Here is a 21,147-nt window from a genome sequence, read left to right on the forward strand (position 1 = left end):
AAAATATGTTTGTAAACACTGATCAATACACAAAATATATTCGATTATGGTTAATTACAATGATTATACTTATTGTGTCGATCGTAGGAGTAGGTGGATTAACAAGACTTACTGACTCTGGTTTATCCATAACGGCTTGGGAATTATTTTCAGGTATTTTTCCACCATTTAATGCAGAAAAATGGAATTTTTATTTTGATGAATATAAGAAAATACCAGAATATAAAATTTTAAATTTCAATATGACTTTAGAAGAATTTAAAGTTATTTTTTATTGGGAGTGGGGACACAGAATTTTAGCAAGAGTAATTGGATTAATGTCAATAATACCTCTTATTATTATTTTCCTAAAATTTAAGAAAAATTTATTTTTTGAGAATAAGTATTACCTAATTTTTTTATTAGTTTGTTTTCAAGGATTTATAGGTTGGTTTATGGTATCAAGCGGTTTGGTTGATAATACAGATGTAAGTCATTATCGGTTAGCATCTCATTTATCAATAGCATTTTTGATATTGTCATTGGTGTTTTGGTTTTTATTACAAAACTTAGAAATTCAAAAAAATACAAAAAAAATTAACTTCCTTTTTTTATCAGTCTTTTTATTCTTTTTAGTTATTCAAATAGTATTAGGAGCTTTTTTAGCAGGTTTAGATGGAGGATTAATTTATAATACCTGGCCAGATATGAATGGTAAATTTATTCCGACCGATATTGATAAATCTGATTTGATAAAAATATCATCATCAAATAATCCAACAGTTATTCAATTTTATCATAGATTAATTGCCTATGTTATTATTTTATTTTTGATAATTCTTAACTATTTTTATTATACTAAAGGCATAACCTTTAATAATATTGCTATTTTGAATATTGCTGTAATAATCCAAATTGTACTTGGTGTAATTACTTTGATGACTGGTGTAGAGATTAAATATGCATCTATACACCAGTTGGGATCTATTTTAGTGTTGTTGAGTTTCCTTTTTATTTATTACAAAAACACTAACTAACTGCCTTAAGATTTCCTTTAGAAGACTTATTTAACGCTTGATCGAGATCTTCTATAATATCGTCTATATGCTCAATACCAATACAAAGTCTTACATAACCTTGAGTAACACCAGAGGCTGCCAATTCTTTTTCGTTCAATTGACTATGTGTTGTGCTTGCAGGATGGATTGCAAGGCTTCTTACATCACCAATATTAGCAACGTGATAGAACATTTTTAAAGATTCAATAAATCTTTTACCTGCCTCTATACCACCTTTTAGCTCAATACCTACAATTGGACCATTTCCACCAGAAAGATATTTTTTTGCTCTTTCTGAAATATGTGAGTCATGTTTAGTTGAATAAATAACCTTTGATACTTCTTTATGTTTAGATAAAAATTCAACAACTTTTTCTGCATTTTCACAATGTTGTTTCATTCTTAATGCTACAGTTTCTAAACCTTGAATTATTGCAAAAGCATTATCAGGTGCAAGTGCTGAACCTAGATCTCTTAACAAACAAACTCTTGCTCTAACAGCGAATGGAACGTTTGCTCCAGTTAATTCTGGAACTGCCTTACCCCAAATAACTCCACCATAACTTGCATCAGGTTCATTGAAAAGTGGTTGTCTTTTTGGATCAGCTGTCCAATCAAAATTTCCACCATCAACAATTGCTCCTGCAACAGCTGTACCATGTCCACCTATATATTTAGTTAATGAATAAACAACAACAGCAGCTCCGTGTTCTATAGGCTTACATATTACTGGCGATGCAGTATTATCCATTATTAGCGGTATATTATATTTTCTACCAATATCAGAAACTTCTTTAATTGGGAAAACTCTTAAATACGGATTTGGTAATGTTTCTCCATAAAACGCTCTTGTTTTGTCATCAATTGCTTTTTCGAAGTTTTCTGGATCAGATGGATCTGCATATCTCACTTCTATACCTAGTTTACTTAGAGTATGCGTAAATAAAGATACTGTTCCACCATATAAATCCGTTGAACTGACAATATTATCTCCTGCTTGAGCAACGTTTAATATAGCAAAAGTTGATGCCGTTTGACCGGAAGACACTGTTAAACAGGCTAAGCCTGACTCTAGGCCAGCAACTCTTTTCTCTAAAACATCATTAGTTGGATTCATTATACGTGTGTATATGTTCCCAAATTCTTTAAGGGCGAACAGATTCGCTGCATGTTCTGTACTATTAAATCGATAAGAGGTTGTTCTATATATTGGAACTGCTACAGCATTAGTAGCTGGATCACTTTTATAGTCTCCACCATGAATAGCTAAAGTTTCGGGATTATTTTTTTTTGTTGTCATTTTTTTTCCTTTTTTAGTGCTTTTGCTTCATGCAAGGTGCACAATATAGTTCAAATACCTGCCAATTTAGTGAAATTTCCATTTTAGCTGTATAAAGCCCGCAATTGGATTAAATCGGCAATGAATTTCTACCATTTATAGTAAATAAATCAATGTAAATATAAATTTGACATTGAATTATTTAATAGTATTAATCCTGGCACAATGACTAAATTTCTTAAAAAAGATCAATTATCTTCATCATGGTATGAAATTGATGCCAAAAATGCTGTTATAGGTAGATTAGCAACAGTAATCTCAAAAATTATCAGAGGAAAAAACAAAACAACTTTTACACCTCATATGGATGATGGGGATTTTGTTGTTGTAAAAAATATTGATTTAGCAAGATTTACAGGAAAAAAATTTCAAAATAAAAAATATTACAGACACACAGGTCATCCTGGCGGAATAAAAGAAACCACTCCAGAGAAATTACATGAAAAGAAACCAGGTGAAACACTTAAATTAGCTGTTAAAAGAATGCTACCCGGTGGTGTTTTAGGCAGAAAGCAATTAACAAAATTAAAAATTTATGCTGGTGAAACTCATCCTCACACAGCTCAAAACCCACAAGTTGTTGAAATTTCTAAATTAAATAACAAAAATATTGTAAGAAACTAAAATGGAAAATACACAAGCCTCAGCAAAAACTACTAAATTAAAATTAGATTTTAAAGATAGCAAATATGCTACAGGAAGAAGAAAAACTTCGATAGCTAAAGTTTGGGTTAAAAAAGGAACTGGAAAAATTTATGTCAATGGTAAGTCGATGGAAGATTATTTTACAAGCGATAATCATAAGATGCAAATTACAAGACCTTTCGAAGTTATAAAACAATCAACCGAATATGATGTAAGATGTAGCGTTAAGGGTGGTGGCCCCACTGGACAAGCTGGTGCAATGGTTCATGGTATTTCAAAAGCATTAGTAATGTTTGATGAAGGTTTAAAATCAGCACTTAAGACTGAAAAGTTAACTACCAGAGATCCAAGAGCTGTTGAAAGAAAAAAACCTGGTAGAAGAAAAGCCAGAAGAAGCTTCCAGTTCTCAAAAAGATAATCTAAAGTCCAATTATTATAAATTTATGCCCAAACTAAATGTTTTAGTTGCTGGTTCAACAGGTTATATTGGCGTTCAATTAATAAAACTTTTATCCAATCATAAAAAGATTAATATAAAATATCTTTGTGGAAGTTCTTCTGTTGGAAAAAGCATTTCTTTTTACGATAAAACTCTAAGTAAAAAAAAACTTCCTAAAATTATTAAATTTCACAAAAAACTATTAAGTGATGTTGATTTAATTTTTACTGCACTTCCAAATGGAGAGGCTCAAAAAATTTCAAAATATTTAAATTATAATAACACTCTAATTGATTTAGCAGCAGATTTTAGGTTGGATAAAAAATCTGATTATTTAAAATGGTATAAACAAAAAAACTTTGCTCCAGAGAATTTAAAAAATAGCATTTATTCGTTACCAGAAATAACTGGAAATAAAATCAAAAATAAACAGATCATTGGAAATCCAGGCTGTTACCCAACATCAATACTTTTACCTTTAATTCCTTTAATAAAAAAAGATTTGATTGACATTAGAAATATTATCATTGACTCAAAATCAGGTTATTCAGGTGCGGGCAGAGGAGTACATTCGAAATATAAAGATAAAAACTTATACGAGTCATTAAGTGCTTATGGCGTTGGCTTTCATAGACATAACTCTGAAATTCATCAGGAGTTAATTAAACATACAAATAAGAAAAAAATAAATTTTACATTTACACCACACTTAACACCAATGTTTAGAGGTATTTTAAGTACGATTTATATTACTATAAAAAATAAGTCTAATATTTCAAAGATTATAAATGAGTTAAAAAATAAATACAAAAATTCACCATTTATAAAAGTTCACAAACAAAACACTTTGTTAAGTACTAATGATGTTATAAACACAAATAACTGCTTCATTTCTGTTTGTAAAACTAAATATAAAGATAAGCTGATAATCTTATCAACCATTGACAACTTAATAAAAGGTGGTTCTGGGCAGGCTATTCAAAATATGAATTTAAAATATGATTTTAATGAAACAGAGGGTTTGAAATGAAGTATATTATAATTTTATTACTTTTATTAAATTCATGCGTTATAAAAAAGGATGAAGTTTCAAATAAACAATTAGATTTTAACTTTAATGAAGAAATGAGTTTTGAAGAATTTAAGATAAAACTGGAAGAGTATTCAAATAACAGTCCTTACCCAAATATTGATAATTAATTATGAAAAAAAATATTAACATTGCTGTTATTGGATTGGGACAAATTGGTATTTATCTTTACAACGAGTTACAAAAAAAGAAAAAATTAATAGAACTTAAAACTGGAAAAAAAATTAATATTGTTGGAATTTCAGCAAGAAATAAGAATAAAAAGAGAAGATTTACAATTGATAAAAAAATTTTTTTCTCGAATCCATTAGATATTATTAAAAAAACTAATGTAGATATATTGTTTGAGTCTATTGGATTGTCTGATGGTATTTCAAAAAAAATTGTAGAAACAGCTTTAAAAAATAAAATACATGTTATTACTCCAAATAAAGCTCTAATAGCGAAACATGGTGATTACCTGTCTTCTTTAGCTGAAAAACATCATGTAAATCTAGAATTTGAAGCAGCTGTAGCAGGAGGCATACCAATTTTAAGAAGCATTAAAGAAGGTGTTGCTACTAATAAAATTTCTAAAGTTTTTGGTATTTTGAATGGAACTTGTAATTATATTTTATCTGAAATGGAAAATTTAAATCAGAATTTTGAAAATGTTTTAAAAAAAGCTCAAGAACTTGGTTATGCAGAACCTGGAAATCCTAAACTTGATTTAAATGGATATGATGCTTTTGCAAAAGTTAGAATTCTCTCAGCTTTGTGTTTTAATTCCAAAGTGGCCAGAAACAATTGTTTAATGGAAGGTATAGAAAAAATTGAATTAAAAGATATTTCAATTGCTAATCAATTAAATATGAGAATTAAACTTCTTGGTATATCTGAAATAATAAATAATCAATTATTTGAGAGAGTCCATCCATGTTTGGTAAGTAAAAGTAGCTACATCGGCAATGTTAATGGTGTAATGAATGCTGTAATCATTAATGGTAAACCAGTTGGAGAAAGTATTATGCAAGGAGAGGGAGCAGGACCTGGACCTACTTCATCATCATTGTTATCAGATTTACTATCAATTCTCAGAGGTAATATTAAATATCCATTTGGATCGCCAACGAATAAGAGAAAACAATTAAAATCTTACAATATTAATAACTATTCAAATTCTCTATATCTAAGATTTGAGGTTAAAGATATACCCGGAGTTTTATCAAAAATTACAAACAAAATGGCTAAGTACAAAATTTCGGTTAAAAGGCTTATTCAAACACCAGACAATGATTCAAATAAAGCAACTATTGTAATTATAACTCACAAAACAACTGAAATAAGTATTAAAAATTGTCTAAAAAGTTTAAGTAATGAAAAAATCCTTCTTAAACAACCTACATTAATTAGATTATATAATTAATGGAAATATATATAAAGTTATTTGAGGTATTGTTTCCAGTTTTTTTTGTTGTTGGCATCGGATACTACCTGGGAAAAAAAAATCCAAAAATAGACACGGCATTTATCACTACTTTTGCAGCTAATATAGGATCTCCCGCTATGATCATATATTCATTAAATGCAGAATTTATAACATTTGAAATATTTAAAAATTATTTTTGGTATTATTTAGTTGCCATATCTTGCTTTTTTATTGTTGGGGTTTCTTTATTATATCTTTTAAAAGTAAAAGATATAATTAGGGAATTACCACCTTTATTAATGCCAAATACTGGAAATTTAGGACTTCCACTTAGTTTATTTGCATATGGACAATCAGGCTTAGGGGTAGCTGGTGCAATATCAGCATTAATTATTCTTTTTCATTTTACTGTTGGAGTTTTTTTAGCAGATAGAAAATTTAATTTTGATGTGATTATTAAAAGCCCTCCTTTTTATGCAATCATAATTTCTGTTATACTTTTATATTACAATATTAAACTCCCAACTTTTGTTGAAAATACAAGCTCTTTACTAACATATGCTACTATCTTTTTAATTTTGATGTCTTTAGGTATAGCCTTAACTAGACTTAAAGTTTTTTCTTTTAATAAAGCTTTGATTTGTTCTGTTGGTAGAGTTATTTTAGGACCTATTATTGGTTTTGGAGTAATAAAAATTTTTAATCTTAATGGTTTTGCTGCTGGTGTTTTATTAATTCAATGTTCAATGCCAAGTGCAGTATTAAATTATTTGATTGCAACAATGTATTCTTCTAAAAAGATTGTTGATAGTGTTGCTAGTACTATAGTTGTATCAACCTTTATGTCATTTATAACAATACCAATTGTTATATTCTTTGCTTTAAAATACTTTAATTAAAGTATAACGTTATTTTAATGAAGGCGATTACTCTTAATCTATGCGCATGGTCTATTCTTCCAATTATGGATGCTTTTGCAAAATACTTGAGTCAAGATATGCATTTTCTTCAAGTAGTTTGGGCAAGATATTTTTTTACAGTAGTAATTGTTTTGCCAATAATACTAATCTTTTTTAAAAAACAATTTAAATGGACCGATAAACCACAACTTCAACTCATAAGAGGCTTGTTATTACTTTTTGCTACTCTTTTCTTTTTTTATTCTCTTTCAAAAATATCAATGGCAAAAGCACTTACTTTAGCATTTGTATGTCCTTTAGTTATTACAGCGTTTTCACCATTTTTATTAAATGAGAGAGTAGGTTTAAGAAGATGGTCAGCTGTTATAATTGGTTTTCTAGGGTCACTAATTGTAATTAGACCCGGTTTTATTGACTTTAATCTTGCCAGTATTGCTGCACTTGGTACTGGAATAATGTATGCTTTTTATTTAATTGCAACTCGTAAATTAAGTACAAGTGATAGTCCTTTATTAACATTATTGTTAACTGGAATAATAGGAGCATTACTTACTACCATCTTAATTCCTTTTGTATGGGTTTTTCCAAGTAAAGAGCAATGGTTAATGATGTTTAGTATTGGGTTATTTGCAACATTAGGTCATTTATTTTTGATACTTTCATTGAGATTAGCTGATGCTTCTAAATTAGCCCCATTAGCTTACTTTGAGATAGTAAATAACGTTATAATTGGTTTTTATGTTTTTAATGAATTCCCTGATAATTGGACTTTACTAGGTTTATTTATAATAATTTTGAGTGGTGTCTATATATCTAGAAGAGAGCTTATTTTAAAATCATTGAAAAAATAAGTAATATTTATTTACTAATATATAAAGTATTACTTTAATTTATACACTTAAATTATTGTAATTATTATTATTTATAATAATGATAAAAATATCAAAATAATTTAAAAAATAATAAAAAATATAGATATACTTATAAAACTTGAAATATTAAATCAAAAAAAAATCACCAAAACTTAAAATACTATTAAAACTTAAAATTATTCAAAAAAACCAATAAATTTAATGTTTTTTGACTATATGAGTAACGCAAAACCCTAAATATGACCCATTCAAAAAAGTGTTGATATTGTTTGTTCATTGAGCTTTGCACTATGTGAATATAGCGTTTAATAGGCCATAGAACGCTCTAATTTGATGTCTAGCTGTTAAGTAGTACAACTGAAGGGTGAATTAACTTATTTTAGCTAAACATAGGCTTTTTTGTTTAAAAAACCTTATTTTATAGTCTTTTTAAGACCAAAAATTCCTTAAAAAATAATTAAATTTTAACTTTTTCAGATCTTAATAATTTTAGTTTTGTCTTGATTCCGCCCTTACCAGAGTATCCACCTAGACTTCCATCTGAGCGAATTACTCTATGACAAGGTATTTCGGGAGGATAGGGGTTTTTACCCACTGCATTTGCGACAGCGCGATGAGCTTTTGGCTTTCCTATTGCTTTTGCTACTTGTAAATAGGTTCTAGTTTCACCTTTGGGTATTTTTTTTAAATAATTCCAAACTTTTATCTGAAATTTAGTCCCCTTTAAGTTCATACAACTCAAATCCTGTATTTATTGCTATTTTATCGTATAATTTTTTTGCATTTTCATTAGTGGAGTGTGTAATCCATCTAATTCCTTGCCAATTCTTATCTTTTGATAGTCCTTTTAAATGATTTATTAGTTTTTGGGCTATTTTTTGCCTTCTATAATCTGGATTAACAAATAAATCGTCTAAAAATCCAATATAATGGCCTTTAATAGGTCTTGGCATTGTTCTAAAATGAGCTATCCCAACAACTTTTCCCTCTAACTCAAAACAAATAGCCTCAATTATATGGTTTTTATCATGTATCCAGTTCCATAAAGTATCTAAAATATCCTGTGTCATCGGAACTTTGTAAAACTTTGCATACCCACAATACAATTTTATCCAACTTTCTTTATCTTTTCTTTCTAAATATCTAATCATTTACTTTAATTATTTTAATTAAATAACTGTTATTATTATTTTATCTTTTTTTATTAATGAATTCATAAAGTTCTTTGATTTTATTACTAGTATCAGTTTGAAATATGCCAGGAACTATGCCGTGTATAAGCGCCATTAAACCACCTGAAAGCATTTTCACACCAACATTAGTTGCAATATTCATATGCTCGAAATAACTTTCATTTACCGAATTCAAATGTTCTTTAGATTTTTTAATCATAATTAATTAATTATTAGTATTGACTTCCAATTTCTATTAATATATTACTAACGATAATTAATGGTTATCAATAGTAATTATGAATAATTTAACAACAGACATAAAATCCATAGAAAATGAAACAATCTTAAATTTAAAAGCGTCAAAATCTAGAAATACTATAAGAGCTTATAAATCTGATTTTCATGATTTCGGGTTATTTTGTGCAAAAAATGGATTTAAATCCTTACCAACAAATCCAAAAACTGTATCACTTTACCTTAGTTATCTATCTACAAATGATATTAAAATAAGCACAATAAAACGTAGATTGGTTTCAGTAGGTGTGGTTCACAAACTTAAAGGTCATTATCTTGATACCAAACATCCTTCAATTGTTGAAAATTTGATGGGTATAAAGAGAAGAAAAGGAATAAAACAGAAAGGTAAAAAACCATTATTAATCAATGATTTAAAAAATATAATTAAAGTAATAGATCAGGAAAATAAACATGAAATTAAGATTGCAAGAGATAGAACAATTATATTATTGGGCTTTGGTGGAGGTTTTAGAAGACATGAATTGATATCTTTAGATCGGGAAGATCTCGACTTTGTAAATGAAGGTTTAAAAATAAATATTAAAAAATCAAAAACAGATCAATTTGGTGAAGGTTCGATAAAAGCACTACCCTACTTTGATGATCATACATATTGTCCTGTTAGATCAATTCAACAATGGCTAAAAATTTCAAATATCAAAACTGGCCCATTATTTAGGAAATTTCATAAAGGAATGAAATTATCAAAAATAAGATTGAGCGATCAGTCTGTTGCTTTGTTAATTAAAGAATACCTAAATAAAATTGGAGTTGATAATTCTAATTATTCTGGACATAGTTTAAGATCAGGATTTGCAACATCCGCAGCAGAAGCGGGTGCTGAGGAAAGAAGTATAATGGCTATGACTGGTCATAAATCAACTGAGATGGTAAGAAGATATATTAAAGAGGCAAATCTATTTAAAAACAATGCCTTAAATAAACTAAAATTTTAAATTTCTATCCAATTTGAAGGCCAAAAATCTTTATTTTTAGAAGGATTTATATTTGATGGTCTAATACAAATTTTATTATTTTCATTATTTAACCAAGCACCCCACCAATGAAAAGATGTAGGTCCTACAATAAAATTCCTACATTCATTTAGCAAAGAAAAGTCGGTAATTATTTTTTCCACTTTATTGTCCACAAAGATAAAATTTTCATTAGGAAAATATTCTTTCAAATTAGAAAAATCATTACTCCAAATTAAGTATATTGGATTTTGAATTTTATTTTTTAAAAAATCAATAGCACGATAAATATAATCAATTGTGTCCTTAACAAATTGATCAGATCTATTTTTTGAATATATGTTGTATTGATTACCTGGTCGTTCAGAGAATCTATTTGTTCTAATACAAATAGAAATTATATTGTTTTTATTTTTTTTGATAATATCAAAATAATAGTTTTCCGATAAATCTAAATTATTCTTAAATTTAAATTCATCTATAAGCTCACTCTTAAATTTTAGAAAATACTTTTCACTCTCATAATGACCCTCTACATAAACAATATTATTTAAAGCTTTAGGTTCAATTCTTTCATATTTTGTTGTTTTGTTCATGTATTTTTTTTCGAGTATAAATTTTTTTCTAGATCGAAAAAATTCAGTTTTTTTTAAAATTTTTCGTTTCAAATTCTTATTAAAATTATTAAATTTTAAATCATCATTAATAATTTCAGCTGATACTTTGAAATTATTAAGATAATAATTTCGAAATTCTTTTGTTTTTATAAAACCACTTTCGTCATCAATATAAAGTTTATAATTAATTAACTTGGAGAGAGAGTACGCATGTGCATACATGAAAAGTTGATTACCAAGACCTTCAGCTATACGTACAATTAATTTTTTTTCCATTGATAATAAAAATATTTTATTTTACTTATGAAGAGTATCTTAAAATAATTAATAGAATATTTAGGACTTTTTAATGGGGAAGTATACCTTTCCCCTCTTCGTAAATAAAAATTTATAAATAAATCCATAGAAATTTTCCATTTAAGTAAAAATGTTTTTCTTGCATTATTTTGTACTATATCTTTATTCTTTCTTGTTGTTAGAGAACCAAAATGATAGATACGAGATTTATTAACGCCCTTAAAAATTCGAACACCAATATTCCACAATTTCATATTTAAGTCAGGATCAGAACCAAAACCAGGATCAAATTCTTCACTAAATCCACCTATTTTTTCCCAAACATTTTTATGAATTATGTGTGGTGCCCAATGACTTCCTTGTAAGTCATGAAAAGTCAAAGATTCAAAATGATCTAATAATTTTTTTTCATTAAAATTCTCAATACTATCACCAGCATCAAAATAAACATGATTTGCAACATCTTTACCACCTTTGTCTGGAATATGGCTTATCTGAGTTGAGGAAAAATAAAAAAGATTTGTATTTAATGATTTTATTTCTTCAAATAAATGAAAGTCCCACTTCGGTAAAAAATACATATCATCATGTGCATAAACAATATATTCAGTGGTACTTTTTTTAGAAGCTAAATTCACCCCTGAACATAAACCAATATTTCTGGATGATTTAGTAAATTTAATATTCGTTTGATCAAGATATCTTTCTGTTGCTTTGTCTATTCCATTTATATGAACAATTATTTCATTGTTAAATGATGAATTCTTTTTTACTGAATCTATTGCTAATTTAAGATAATTAAAATTATTATATGTGGGAATAATTATGGAAAATTTCATTATTTAATTTAAGTATTTATTATTTTTATAATAAATTATTACAATAAATGAAATATACATTTCTAGATAAAAATCAAAAATTAGCAATTATAGGATGTGGTTATTGGGGAACTATTGTTACAAAAACATTAATAAAATTGAATTTTAAAAACATCAATATTCATGATGAGAATAAAAAAAATATTTTAAACTTAAAAAAAAAATATCCTCAATTAAAAATAATTTATAACATAAAAGAAATTTTAGAAGATGAAGAAATCATAAATTGTTTTTTAATAACTCCACCTAGTAAAAATTTTGATCTCATCAAAAAATTTATCAAATATAAAAAAAATATTTTTGTTGAAAAACCAGCTGTCACAAATGAAAGACAGTTATTAAATATAAAAAAATTACTTAAATATACTAAAATTAAATTAATGATCGGATATGTTTATTGCTTTAATAATCAAATAGAAAAAATTAAAGATATTATTTCGTCTAAAACTTTAGGAAAAATCCTTTATATAAATTTTCAAAGACAGAATTTAGGTCCTATTAGAAATGATGTAGATGTAGATTATGATTTAACCTCCCACGATTTGAGTATTTTATTAAATTTATTTAATAAATTACCAAAATTAAAATCAAAAAGAAAATATGATTTTCTTAAAAAAAAAATTTCTGACATATCAAATCTTCATTTAAAAATTGACAATACAATAATAGATATAAACAATAGTTGGATTAACCCTACCAAAATCAGAAAAATTACAATCATTGGATCAAAAAAAATGATGTTATTTAATGAACTTGATCAAGAAAATCCTATAATTATATATAATCAATATGCTAAATATCCTGATACAAAATTTTTTGATAAAAAGTTTTTAAATAAGAAAGCATATATTTATCAAGGTAAGAAAAAAAAGATTAGGATTAAACAAACCTATCCGTTAGAAAACGAAATAAAACATTTTTTTAAGTCAAAAAAACCTAAAACTAATATTGATTTTGGTTTAAAAATTTTAAATTTTTTAAAAAGAATTTAATTTATCAACTACTTTAATTAAGTCCTTTTTAGATAAATTTGGATCTATGGGAAGACTTATTCCATGTTTTGCAATAAATTCGGCATTCTTATATTTTTTATTTTTAAAAATACTTTTTAAAGAATCAATTTGGTTAATTGATTTGGGGTAGTGATAACCGTATTGAATATTATTTTTATCAAATATTTTTGCTAGTTTTTTTCGATCTTTAACACAAATTACATATTGATGATAAACTGCATGTTTTGAATAGTTTATTTTTGTAATTTTTTTATTCGAAATGTTGTCATCATAAAATTTTGCTATTTTTATTCTATTAAAGTTGTTTCTATCTAAAAGATCGAGTTTTCTATTAAGTATTGCTGCTTGTAACGTATCAAGTCTGCTATTGATGCCTATTTGTGTATGTATAAATTTTTTTTCAGATCCTAGGTTTCTATAATTTTTCATTTTAGCAAATAACTTTTTATTATTTGTAGTAATTATTCCAGCATCTCCATATGCTCCTAAATTTTTACCTGGATATAAGCTAAAACATGAAATGTCTGATAAAGAACCTACTCTTTTATTATCTAATTTAGCACCATGTGCTTGCGCACAATCATCTATTATATAAATTTTTCTTTTACCTATTAGTGATCTTATTTTTTTTATATCGACAACTGAGCCATATAAATGAACAGGCAAAATTACTTTTGTATTTTTTGAAATTTTTTTTTTAATTTCATTGATATTTATAGTTGGTGCATGTTTATCTATATCAACAAGAATTGGTTTGAGACCTGCATTAATTATAGCAAAGGCCGTTGAACAATAAGTCATAGCAGGTAATATCACTTCACTGTTTTTGGGAAGATTTAATGATTTAAGAGCTATAAATAAAGCATCAGTACCATTAGCACAGCCAATGCTATGTTTTGAATTACAGTATTTTGCAAAATTTTTTTCAAAATTTGTTACTTCTTCACCCAAAATAAAGTTATTTTTTTTGATAATTTTTTTAATATCAGAATAAATAAGATTAATAATTTTTTTATCTTGATTAAAAATATCTAAAAACTTAACCATGTCAGACTGTTTCATTAATTATATTTTTAGTGATTAATGAATTGTTGAAGAGTTTAAAATATTTTTTTGCACCATTTTTAGCGTATTTATTAATTCTATTAGGGTATCTTAATAAATATTCTATTTTATAACCAAGATCATCAATTGAAGAATAAAAACCCATTTCATCATCATTAAAAAAATCAGAATATTTAGTTTTTTTATCTATAAATGTATATATACCATTACCCATTAATGAAGCAATCCTGTTACTTGAAGTATATTTAATTGGCTCTCCTCTACTTAAATTTAGAGCAATTTTACATTTAGACAATTCATTAAAAAATTCATAATTCCATTTCGGATTTTCGTTAGCCATTCCTAAAATATTATAATTAATATTTGGATATAATGTAGTAAGCTGTGAAATAAACTTTTCTCTTTCATCTCTTTTACCTTTTTTTAACTTTCCAAAATTAACACCATGGCTTAAGGCAAAAAATAAGTCTTTAAACTTATTTTTATACTCATATAAATTCAAATTCTCAATATTCTCGTCAACTGGAATTGGCAAAAAAAACATCTTTTTTTTATTAATTGAAGTTTTGATTTCGTCTGGATGTGTTGTTGTAAAATAACTATCTATCAAATCATGATTTTTTTCAATCAAATCTAAATTTTCTCTCCAATTAGGACCTTTCCCCCTATGACCTAAAGCATCCTCATACCATAAAGATATTTTCAAATTATATTTTTTTTTTAAGTTTGTAAGATTATTTCTTGATAAAATATTGTTGTGACCCAATACTAATAATGTTGGCCTATAATTTTCAATAATTTTATTAATCTTTTTATTAATTAAATCAAAACGATTTTTAAATATATTTTTAGAAATATAATTCCTATAACTAAGATTAATTACATCATGGCCGTTTCTAACAAAACCTTTAGTTAATTTGCTAGCAATTGAAATGTTGAATAGTCTAAAATCATTTCTCTCATCAAATTGAGATATATGTAAAATCTTTTGTTTCTTTTTTTTTATAAAAGTTAGTTTGGGTTTTAATAAATAGAATTTTAACTCATCTAATTTTTTTACTTGTTTTGTTAATAAATGTACTACGTTACTAAAATTTCTTTTTTGAATCTTTTTTAAATAAACCTGATTTTTTATAAGTTTTGAAACTAATAAAAAAAGACTTTGAGAATCTAATTTTTTTAAAATTAAATCATTATTAAATGTTTCAATTAAACCTCCTCTATTACTTGTAATTGTTGCACAACCATGTGCAGCTGACTCCATTGCTGTTCTTCCAAATGGTTCTTGCCACCTAGATGGAACCACAGATATTGAAGATTTTGAGTAATATTTAAGTATTTTTTTATGTTCTAACCAATCTAAAACTTTAAAATTTTTGTGTTTAAAATTAAATTTTTCTCTAGGTTCATTACCTATAGCTATCGCTTTCCAGTTTTTAAATTTATCTAAAATTTTTATAATTGTAGTGGAAAATAAATCGTAACCTTTTGATGAATTAAGTTTTCCACTAAAAATTATTAACTTTTCTTTTTTTGGAAATTTATTTAATTTATTTATTGATGGATATAAAATTTCACAATTATTTCTGTTCGAGTATGGCAAGCCCTCAAAAAACTTATTTTTAACCCACATGCTTACAAAATATAAATAATCAGCGTTTTCTGCTAAATATATTCTCTCTTTTACTGAACTAGATCCTCTCATTTCTTGAGGATTATTATGAAATACAAAAATAAGTTTGGAACTGACCTTTTTTTTTAACATGTACAGAAGAGACTCTGGCCTGTTATGTATTTCAATAATATCAAATTTTTTTTTTAAATGGTGTTTATAAAGTTCGTTTGTATAGGCAATGTTTTTACTTAAAATTGTTTTTTCAAGTGAAATATTTATGAAATTTTTAGTTAAAGGTTTTAGATTATTTTCAAGATTACCAAATACAGTCGTAGAATCATGTAGTTTGCTTTTACTTAAATAATCTTTGACCCATATTGAAGCAGCGCCTGCTTTATTAATATTATAGTTTTCTTTATAAGGTAATAAAATAGCTATTTTATTTTTCATTTATTTTTTAATAATAGAAACCTTTTATATTCATTTTTGAGTATATCTGAAGATATTTTATTCCTTTTTAAACCAATCAAATTTTTTTTGACCTTTTTTGCTGGTTTTCCAAAATATATATAACCCGGTTCTACAATTAATTTTTTTGTAATAACTGAATTCATACCTGTCATAGCAAATGAACCTATAATTTGATTTTGATGAACTGATGTTCGCATGCCTAATTGTGCATTTTTCATTATAGTTACATTTCCACCAAGAATAGTATTACTGCTAAGAACAACATTATTTTCAATACTGCAATCATGATCAATAGTACAAGAATTCATGAAATAATTTTTATTACCTATTATTGTTTTATTTCTAATATTTGTTGGTAAATGAATATTAACATATTCATTAAAAACATTTTTATCACCTATGATTATTTTACCAGAACTTTTTTTATTTGGATATTGAGCATCATTACCAATAACAACATAAGGTCCAATTTTATTTCCTTTTCCTATAATTAATTTTTTCCAATTAATTACTGCTGTAATGTGAACAAGGTTATCTTTAATCTTTTTATATCTTAACATTATCTAAATATATATTTTTTAGTTTCTTTCTTAATTTATAATCTTTTTTGAGTTTATATTCCTCTTTTAATGCTATTGATTTACTAGAGTAATATTTTGAGTAAATAATTTTCCATTTTTTGCCTTTAGTATATTTTGCTCCCTTAGAGCTATTATGTAACATTAATCTTTTATCTAAGTTTGAAGTATAACCTACGTACGAAAAAAACCTGTCACCTTTCTTTGAAAGGATCATATAAACACAAAATTTCATTTAATGGCGGTCCCTAGGGGAATCGAACCCCTCTTTCGAGGATGAAAACCACGTGTCCTAACCGATAGACGAAGGGACCAAAATAAGGTCTTTTATTGTAAAAGAGTAAAATTATCAAGTTTAATTAGATGATAATATCAACAATATGAGTACTAATTTTATTATTATTTGTTCCATATAATTTAAATTCACATAAGACTTTTATTTCTTTCTTATAATTTAATATGAAATTTCCTAATTTTGTCTTATTTGCATTAAAAATAATTGAATTAAAAAATTTATTTTTTTTATCCTTTAACAAACAATGAATATGCAAATCATTAATTATTTTAGGTTTTTTAATAATAAGATTCTCAATCAAAAAAATAGGTTTCTTATTATCATTTCCAAATGGAGCAAGATTCTCTAAATCTTTTACAAAATTAATATTTATTGCTGATGATGAGATTTTTGAGATATATTTTTTCGAATTTATCTGATTATTAATAGGATATCCTTTAAGAAACTTTATAAATAGATTAAAATTCTTTTTATTCATTAAAAACCCTGCTGCCATTTTGTGACCACCGCCATTGATCATAATATTTTTAAGAACAGCATTATTTATTATTGAACCTATATTAATATTAGTTGTTGATCTTGCTGAACCTTTGAATAAATTTTTAGATTGAGTAAATACAATTGTTGTTTTGTTGTATTTTTCTTTATACCGAGCAGCTATGATGCCTATAAGCCCTTCATTCATACTTATGTCTTTGATTATAATGAATGTATCATTTATTTTAATTAGATCTTTATCATTATCAATTTTGTTAATTATTTTTTTTTCTATTTCTTTCCTTTTATTATTTTGATCTATTAAAGTATTAGAAATTTTTTCAATTTCTTCTCTGTTAGTAGATACAATTAACTTAGTTGCCAAATCGGACTTATTTAATCTTCCACCTGAATTCAAAATCGGACCAATTAAATAGCCAAAATCGTCATATTCTAATTTATTATTTTTTTTTAACTGTTTTAAAAAATAATCTACAAAATATAGATTTCTATAATTGTATTCATTAAAAGCATTTAAAATAATACTTCGGTTTAAACCCCTTAAAGGCATTACATCACAAACAGTAGCTAGAGCAGTAAGAAATAAATCTGATTTATTGTGATTTTTAATTTTAAAATGTTTATTTAAAATATCAGTTAAAAAATAAACTAAAGCACTAGCGCATAAATTAGAATGATTAGTATTTCCGTTTTTTTTTGGGTTAATAAATACATTGCTTTTTGGATAAGGTTTTATCACTTCATGGTGATCAATAATTACCGATTTGATATTAATTTTATTTAAATAATCTATTGCTTTTTTAGATTTTGAACCTGAATCTACGATTACGACCAACTCAGTTAGTCTATTTCTTAATTTCTTAAATAATTTTTCAGATACACCATAACCATCCTTGGTTCTATCAGGAATATAAAAATCATAGGGATGTTGTATCTTTTTAAAAAAATTAATCAGAAGACCTGTTGCAACTGAACCATCAACATCATAATCACCAATAATAAATATTTTTTTTTTATATTTTATAAAATCAATAAGTAAATTTTTTGATTTTATAAAATCAACATCTTTTAAAAAGGGATTAATTAGATCTATCTTGTTGTGTAATGAGAAAATTTCTTCTTTATTAAATTTTTTAATGGCAATTATTACTGATAGAAGATTATTTAAGTTATAATCTTGTGATATTTTTTGTGATTGTCTTAAATTAAATTTGATTTCTTCCCAAATATTCCCAGAAATAGAAATCATTCTATATCAAATACTTTTGAAATTATTTCTTTCGTATTTGAGCTTTTATGTGTGATTAAAGTTTGTGACTTAAATTTTTTATCTTTAATAGAAATACCTTTAACTAAATCACCTGAAGTTATACCAGTTGCACAAAAAATAGAATCGCCAGACACTATTTCATTTAACGAATACTTTTTATCGTGGTCTTTAATTCCCATATCCGTAGCTCTTTTTTTATCATTATCGTTCTCAAAAATTAATCTTCCTTGAAAATAACAACCATAAGCATCTAAAGCAGAAGCAGCTAATACACCTTCTGGACCTCCACCTATGCCTAAAAATAAATCAACTTTAAATTTAATGTCTGTTACTAGTAAAGCTCCAGCAACATCACCATCTGTGATTAATTTTGTTTTAGCTCCAAGATTGTGTATCTCATCGATAATTTTTTTATGTCTTGGTCTATCTAAAATACACACTATTAAATCTTCTAAATTTTTATTTTTATACTGAGAAAGATTATTAAGATTTGTCTTTATATCAAAATCTAAATCTACAATATTTTTATCATTAACTTTAGCAGCTATCTTATTCATATAGGTTTCCGGCGCATGAAATAGATTGCCTTTTTCAGCAATTGAAATAACAGATAAAGCACCTGGTAAATTGTTTGCAGCAAAGTTTGTCCCTTCTACAGGATCGACAGCTATATCAATATTTGGTCCATTCTTAGTTCCTAAAGCCTCACCAATATAAAGCATAGGTGCCTCATCAAGTTCTCCCTCACCTATTACTACTTTACCATTAATGTCTAGAGAGTTTAATTCTGTTCTCATAGCATCTACTGCTGCTTTATCAGCCGCAATTTTATCATTTTTTCCAACCAAAAGAGATGAGGCATAAGCAGCTTTTGAGGAAACTTTAATAATTTGATTGATTAATTTTTTATCAATGGTCATTAACTTTGTTTAATAAATTCTGTATTATTAATTTTATTTTCAAATTCTCTTAAACGTTTATATACACTTGCAAGCTCTATAATTGTAGGCCAAGCTTTTAATATATATTGCATTGAACCCTCTACTCTACCGAAAGCTCTAATTATTTGTTGCATCACACCTAATGTTACAGCACCAGCTACAATTGCAGGAGCTAAAAAAACATAAGCTGACAATACATTTGCCTGTAGATATGCAATTCTGCCAATATTAAAATACAAATATCTGACATAACTTAAAAAATGAATACTTCTTACATCGTCAAAAAGTTCTTCGATTGTTTTTGGTCTTATTGACCCATCATCTTCAGCTATTACTAAAATTTTTCTATATGCAGCTTCTTTTTTTTGCAAATCATATTCAACACCAACTAACCTTAAAATTAATCCTAATAAGATTAAGAAAATAGTTCCACCTACAGACCAAATCAAAGCACCAACAATTAATCCATAATCCCAATCACCAAAGAAAAAAATTGGTATGCCAACACTTAAACCAAATAAGATTGGCATAAATTCAATTAATATCATCAATGCTTCTATTAAACTTGTACCAAGAGACTCCATAATTCTAGAAAATTTTATCGTATCTTCTTGAACACGCTGTGATGCACCTTCAATTTTCCGAGCTTTATCATAAACACTATGATACCATTCAACCATAGCGGTTCTCCATCTGAATAAATAATGTGATGTAAAAAAACTTACAAGCACTGCAACACCAACATACATAGCTGCTAATGTAATAAAGGATAGTAAACTTGCCCAATATTCATCTATGGTTATTGCATTTGGAGATCCAAGTGCTTTTTGAATCATGTCATAAAATTGACCAAACCATTCATTAATTTTTACATCAATTTTAACTTGGATCCATAGTGATGAAAGAATAATTAATGAACCTAACCATGACCAAAAAAACCAATGTCTTTGTGTAAAAAATCTAAACATTAGTTATTTTAAAAAATTATCTGCGTATGATTTTTTAACAGTTTTTCTTTTTTTCGGTTCAAGAATTTCAGCATCTATTTTATTTTTTTTTGCGTATTCAATAGCTAAATCCTTAGAAGAAAATTCTAATTTTAATTCAGTTAAAGTATCGTCAGAACTTTCCCAGCCCATAAGTGGATTTTCAGTTGGGTTATTAGTTTCAAATTCTAAAATCCATTTATTTGTTTTTCCTAATCCAGATTGCATAGGATTTTTGTTGGGAATATATATTTTTGCTTTTCTCATATCACAAATGGTCGGAGTGGCAGGATTCGAACCTGCGACCCTCTGGTCCCAAACCAGATGCGCTACCAGGCTGCGCTACACTCCGAGCAAATAACTAATACAGTACTTATTATATTTTTCAATGAATAAAGATAATCAAAATAAGGAAATTTTAATCATT

The 21,147-nt window shown here is 26.4% G+C and carries 24 protein-coding genes, 2 tRNA genes and 1 riboswitch; of the genes, 10 read left to right on the forward strand and 16 right to left on the reverse strand.

The window, feature by feature from the left end:
- Positions 1-5: 5 nt before the first annotated feature.
- The gene (locus tag ACTT9U_RS04570) at positions 6-1,016 is read left to right on the forward strand and encodes a COX15/CtaA family protein (protein ID WP_440932003.1); all 1,011 of its coding nucleotides are present in this window, start codon (positions 6-8) and stop codon (positions 1,014-1,016) included.
- Here the strand turns inward: ACTT9U_RS04570 and ACTT9U_RS04575 are convergent.
- A complete protein-coding gene (locus ACTT9U_RS04575) occupies positions 1,009-2,337 on the reverse strand; it encodes an O-acetylhomoserine aminocarboxypropyltransferase/cysteine synthase family protein (RefSeq protein ID WP_440932004.1) in 1,329 nt (442 codons plus the stop codon). The two genes, ACTT9U_RS04570 and ACTT9U_RS04575, sit on opposite strands and share 8 nt — an antisense overlap.
- Before the next feature lie 2 nt (positions 2,338-2,339).
- A riboswitch (SAM riboswitch) is annotated at positions 2,340-2,406 on the reverse strand.
- Positions 2,407-2,541: 135 nt separating this feature from the next.
- Between ACTT9U_RS04575 and rplM the strand changes: the two genes are divergently transcribed.
- From rplM to ACTT9U_RS04610, 7 genes are read left to right on the forward strand one after another with little or no spacing between them, the layout of a single operon-like run.
- The gene (gene rplM / locus ACTT9U_RS04580; protein WP_440932005.1) at positions 2,542-3,000 is read left to right on the forward strand and encodes a 50S ribosomal protein L13; all 459 of its coding nucleotides are present in this window, start codon (positions 2,542-2,544) and stop codon (positions 2,998-3,000) included.
- A 1-nt stretch (position 3,001) separates the two neighbouring features.
- Positions 3,002-3,439 (forward strand): 30S ribosomal protein S9, encoded by a 438-nt coding sequence (gene rpsI / locus ACTT9U_RS04585; protein WP_440932006.1) that lies wholly within the window; start codon positions 3,002-3,004, stop codon positions 3,437-3,439.
- A gap of 25 nt (positions 3,440-3,464) precedes the next feature.
- Positions 3,465-4,490: an N-acetyl-gamma-glutamyl-phosphate reductase gene (gene argC / locus ACTT9U_RS04590; RefSeq protein ID WP_440932007.1), complete on the forward strand. Its 1,026-nt coding sequence runs from the start codon at positions 3,465-3,467 to the stop codon at positions 4,488-4,490.
- Positions 4,487-4,660, forward strand: coding sequence for a hypothetical protein (locus ACTT9U_RS04595; protein WP_440932008.1), 174 nt, complete (start codon positions 4,487-4,489; stop codon positions 4,658-4,660). Before argC ends, ACTT9U_RS04595 begins: the two co-directional genes overlap by 4 nt.
- A gap of 2 nt (positions 4,661-4,662) precedes the next feature.
- On the forward strand, positions 4,663-5,955 hold the full coding sequence (locus ACTT9U_RS04600; protein WP_440932009.1) for a homoserine dehydrogenase: 1,293 nt from the start codon (positions 4,663-4,665) through the stop codon (positions 5,953-5,955).
- Complete coding sequence (locus tag ACTT9U_RS04605; RefSeq protein WP_440932010.1) at positions 5,955-6,857, forward strand: AEC family transporter; 903 nt, start codon at positions 5,955-5,957, stop codon at positions 6,855-6,857. The genes ACTT9U_RS04600 and ACTT9U_RS04605 overlap by 1 nt, the downstream gene beginning before the upstream one ends.
- A gap of 17 nt (positions 6,858-6,874) precedes the next feature.
- On the forward strand, positions 6,875-7,729 hold the full coding sequence (locus tag ACTT9U_RS04610; RefSeq protein WP_440932011.1) for a DMT family transporter: 855 nt from the start codon (positions 6,875-6,877) through the stop codon (positions 7,727-7,729).
- A 478-nt stretch (positions 7,730-8,207) separates the two neighbouring features.
- Here ACTT9U_RS04610 and ACTT9U_RS04615 read toward each other — a convergent pair whose 3' ends face one another.
- From ACTT9U_RS04615 to ACTT9U_RS04625, 3 genes are read right to left on the reverse strand one after another with little or no spacing between them, the layout of a single operon-like run.
- A complete protein-coding gene (locus ACTT9U_RS04615; RefSeq protein WP_440932012.1) occupies positions 8,208-8,483 on the reverse strand; it encodes a methylated-DNA--[protein]-cysteine S-methyltransferase in 276 nt (91 codons plus the stop codon).
- Positions 8,464-8,901, reverse strand: a complete 438-nt coding sequence (locus ACTT9U_RS04620; RefSeq protein ID WP_440932013.1) for an N-acetyltransferase family protein — start codon at positions 8,899-8,901, stop codon at positions 8,464-8,466. The genes ACTT9U_RS04615 and ACTT9U_RS04620 overlap by 20 nt, the downstream gene beginning before the upstream one ends.
- 40 nt (positions 8,902-8,941) lie before the next feature.
- Positions 8,942-9,142 carry a DUF6356 family protein gene (locus ACTT9U_RS04625; protein WP_440932014.1) on the reverse strand — a complete coding sequence of 67 codons (201 nt, stop codon included), beginning with the start codon at positions 9,140-9,142 and terminating at the stop codon, positions 8,942-8,944.
- Positions 9,143-9,221: 79 nt separating this feature from the next.
- Here ACTT9U_RS04625 and ACTT9U_RS04630 point away from each other — a divergent pair, with 79 nt between their 5' ends.
- A complete protein-coding gene (locus ACTT9U_RS04630) occupies positions 9,222-10,178 on the forward strand; it encodes a site-specific integrase (RefSeq protein ID WP_440932015.1) in 957 nt (318 codons plus the stop codon).
- On the opposite strand, the gene ACTT9U_RS04635 is transcribed toward ACTT9U_RS04630, so the two are convergent.
- Both ACTT9U_RS04635 and ACTT9U_RS04640 read right to left on the reverse strand, forming a co-directional pair.
- Complete coding sequence (locus ACTT9U_RS04635) at positions 10,175-11,089, reverse strand: alpha-1,2-fucosyltransferase (protein WP_440932016.1); 915 nt, start codon at positions 11,087-11,089, stop codon at positions 10,175-10,177. The genes ACTT9U_RS04630 and ACTT9U_RS04635 overlap by 4 nt on opposite strands.
- On the reverse strand, positions 11,074-11,949 hold the full coding sequence (locus ACTT9U_RS04640; protein WP_440932017.1) for a glycosyltransferase family 2 protein: 876 nt from the start codon (positions 11,947-11,949) through the stop codon (positions 11,074-11,076). Before ACTT9U_RS04640 ends, ACTT9U_RS04635 begins: the two co-directional genes overlap by 16 nt.
- A 47-nt stretch (positions 11,950-11,996) precedes the next feature.
- Between ACTT9U_RS04640 and ACTT9U_RS04645 the strand changes: the two genes are divergently transcribed.
- On the forward strand, positions 11,997-12,980 hold the full coding sequence (locus ACTT9U_RS04645) for a Gfo/Idh/MocA family protein (RefSeq protein ID WP_440932018.1): 984 nt from the start codon (positions 11,997-11,999) through the stop codon (positions 12,978-12,980).
- Here ACTT9U_RS04645 and ACTT9U_RS04650 read toward each other — a convergent pair.
- The 10 genes from ACTT9U_RS04650 to ACTT9U_RS04695 form a co-directional block, all read right to left on the reverse strand.
- Positions 12,966-14,063, reverse strand: a complete 1,098-nt coding sequence (locus ACTT9U_RS04650; protein ID WP_440932019.1) for a DegT/DnrJ/EryC1/StrS family aminotransferase — start codon at positions 14,061-14,063, stop codon at positions 12,966-12,968. The genes ACTT9U_RS04645 and ACTT9U_RS04650 overlap by 15 nt on opposite strands.
- Positions 14,050-16,131, reverse strand: coding sequence for a glycosyltransferase (locus ACTT9U_RS04655; protein WP_440932020.1), 2,082 nt, complete (start codon positions 16,129-16,131; stop codon positions 14,050-14,052). Before ACTT9U_RS04655 ends, ACTT9U_RS04650 begins: the two co-directional genes overlap by 14 nt.
- A complete protein-coding gene (locus ACTT9U_RS04660; protein WP_440932021.1) occupies positions 16,128-16,712 on the reverse strand; it encodes a hypothetical protein in 585 nt (194 codons plus the stop codon). The genes ACTT9U_RS04655 and ACTT9U_RS04660 overlap by 4 nt, the downstream gene beginning before the upstream one ends.
- The gene (locus ACTT9U_RS04665; RefSeq protein WP_440932022.1) at positions 16,699-16,965 is read right to left on the reverse strand and encodes a GIY-YIG nuclease family protein; all 267 of its coding nucleotides are present in this window, start codon (positions 16,963-16,965) and stop codon (positions 16,699-16,701) included. Before ACTT9U_RS04665 ends, ACTT9U_RS04660 begins: the two co-directional genes overlap by 14 nt.
- Positions 16,966-16,969: 4 nt before the next feature.
- A tRNA-Glu gene (locus ACTT9U_RS04670) sits at positions 16,970-17,044 on the reverse strand.
- Between the two features lie 45 nt (positions 17,045-17,089).
- Entirely contained in the window at positions 17,090-18,772 is a 1,683-nt protein-coding gene (locus ACTT9U_RS04675; RefSeq protein WP_440932023.1) for a single-stranded-DNA-specific exonuclease RecJ, read from the reverse strand.
- A complete protein-coding gene (gene glpX, locus ACTT9U_RS04680) occupies positions 18,769-19,713 on the reverse strand; it encodes a class II fructose-bisphosphatase (RefSeq protein ID WP_440932024.1) in 945 nt (314 codons plus the stop codon). The genes ACTT9U_RS04675 and glpX overlap by 4 nt, the downstream gene beginning before the upstream one ends.
- Entirely contained in the window at positions 19,713-20,702 is a 990-nt protein-coding gene (locus tag ACTT9U_RS04685) for a putative transporter (protein WP_440932025.1), read from the reverse strand. Before ACTT9U_RS04685 ends, glpX begins: the two co-directional genes overlap by 1 nt.
- 3 nt (positions 20,703-20,705) lie before the next feature.
- On the reverse strand, positions 20,706-20,987 hold the full coding sequence (locus ACTT9U_RS04690; protein ID WP_440932026.1) for an ETC complex I subunit: 282 nt from the start codon (positions 20,985-20,987) through the stop codon (positions 20,706-20,708).
- An 8-nt stretch (positions 20,988-20,995) separates the two neighbouring features.
- Positions 20,996-21,072, reverse strand: a tRNA-Pro gene (locus tag ACTT9U_RS04695).
- Positions 21,073-21,147: the final 75 nt, after the last annotated feature.

This window comes from Candidatus Pelagibacter sp. (assembly GCF_052049975.1).
Taxonomy (GTDB): domain Bacteria; phylum Pseudomonadota; class Alphaproteobacteria; order Pelagibacterales; family Pelagibacteraceae; genus Pelagibacter.

Excerpts from the sequence above, each read along its gene's own strand:
- rplM (WP_440932005.1), top strand. The coding sequence starts at position 2,542 with ATGACTAAATTTCTTAAAAAAGATCAATTATCTTCATCATGGTATGAA.
- ACTT9U_RS04655 (WP_440932020.1), bottom strand. The coding sequence starts at position 16,131 with ATGAAAAATAAAATAGCTATTTTATTACCTTATAAAGAAAACTATAAT.
- glpX (WP_440932024.1), bottom strand. The coding sequence starts at position 19,713 with ATGACCATTGATAAAAAATTAATCAATCAAATTATTAAAGTTTCCTCA.
- ACTT9U_RS04675 (WP_440932023.1), bottom strand. The coding sequence starts at position 18,772 with ATGATTTCTATTTCTGGGAATATTTGGGAAGAAATCAAATTTAATTTA.
- ACTT9U_RS04660 (WP_440932021.1), bottom strand. The coding sequence starts at position 16,712 with ATGTTAAGATATAAAAAGATTAAAGATAACCTTGTTCACATTACAGCA.
- ACTT9U_RS04650 (WP_440932019.1), bottom strand. The coding sequence starts at position 14,063 with ATGAAACAGTCTGACATGGTTAAGTTTTTAGATATTTTTAATCAAGAT.
- ACTT9U_RS04605 (WP_440932010.1), top strand. The coding sequence starts at position 5,955 with ATGGAAATATATATAAAGTTATTTGAGGTATTGTTTCCAGTTTTTTTT.
- ACTT9U_RS04575 (WP_440932004.1), bottom strand. The coding sequence starts at position 2,337 with ATGACAACAAAAAAAAATAATCCCGAAACTTTAGCTATTCATGGTGGA.
- ACTT9U_RS04600 (WP_440932009.1), top strand. The coding sequence starts at position 4,663 with ATGAAAAAAAATATTAACATTGCTGTTATTGGATTGGGACAAATTGGT.
- ACTT9U_RS04645 (WP_440932018.1), top strand. The coding sequence starts at position 11,997 with ATGAAATATACATTTCTAGATAAAAATCAAAAATTAGCAATTATAGGA.
- ACTT9U_RS04570 (WP_440932003.1), top strand. The coding sequence starts at position 6 with ATGTTTGTAAACACTGATCAATACACAAAATATATTCGATTATGGTTA.
- ACTT9U_RS04595 (WP_440932008.1), top strand. The coding sequence starts at position 4,487 with ATGAAGTATATTATAATTTTATTACTTTTATTAAATTCATGCGTTATA.
- ACTT9U_RS04625 (WP_440932014.1), bottom strand. The coding sequence starts at position 9,142 with ATGATTAAAAAATCTAAAGAACATTTGAATTCGGTAAATGAAAGTTAT.
- argC (WP_440932007.1), top strand. The coding sequence starts at position 3,465 with ATGCCCAAACTAAATGTTTTAGTTGCTGGTTCAACAGGTTATATTGGC.
- ACTT9U_RS04635 (WP_440932016.1), bottom strand. The coding sequence starts at position 11,089 with ATGGAAAAAAAATTAATTGTACGTATAGCTGAAGGTCTTGGTAATCAA.
- ACTT9U_RS04620 (WP_440932013.1), bottom strand. The coding sequence starts at position 8,901 with ATGATTAGATATTTAGAAAGAAAAGATAAAGAAAGTTGGATAAAATTG.
- rpsI (WP_440932006.1), top strand. The coding sequence starts at position 3,002 with ATGGAAAATACACAAGCCTCAGCAAAAACTACTAAATTAAAATTAGAT.
- ACTT9U_RS04685 (WP_440932025.1), bottom strand. The coding sequence starts at position 20,702 with ATGTTTAGATTTTTTACACAAAGACATTGGTTTTTTTGGTCATGGTTA.
- ACTT9U_RS04640 (WP_440932017.1), bottom strand. The coding sequence starts at position 11,949 with ATGAAATTTTCCATAATTATTCCCACATATAATAATTTTAATTATCTT.
- ACTT9U_RS04630 (WP_440932015.1), top strand. The coding sequence starts at position 9,222 with ATGAATAATTTAACAACAGACATAAAATCCATAGAAAATGAAACAATC.
- ACTT9U_RS04610 (WP_440932011.1), top strand. The coding sequence starts at position 6,875 with ATGAAGGCGATTACTCTTAATCTATGCGCATGGTCTATTCTTCCAATT.
- ACTT9U_RS04690 (WP_440932026.1), bottom strand. The coding sequence starts at position 20,987 with ATGAGAAAAGCAAAAATATATATTCCCAACAAAAATCCTATGCAATCT.
- ACTT9U_RS04615 (WP_440932012.1), bottom strand. The coding sequence starts at position 8,483 with ATGAACTTAAAGGGGACTAAATTTCAGATAAAAGTTTGGAATTATTTA.
- ACTT9U_RS04665 (WP_440932022.1), bottom strand. The coding sequence starts at position 16,965 with ATGAAATTTTGTGTTTATATGATCCTTTCAAAGAAAGGTGACAGGTTT.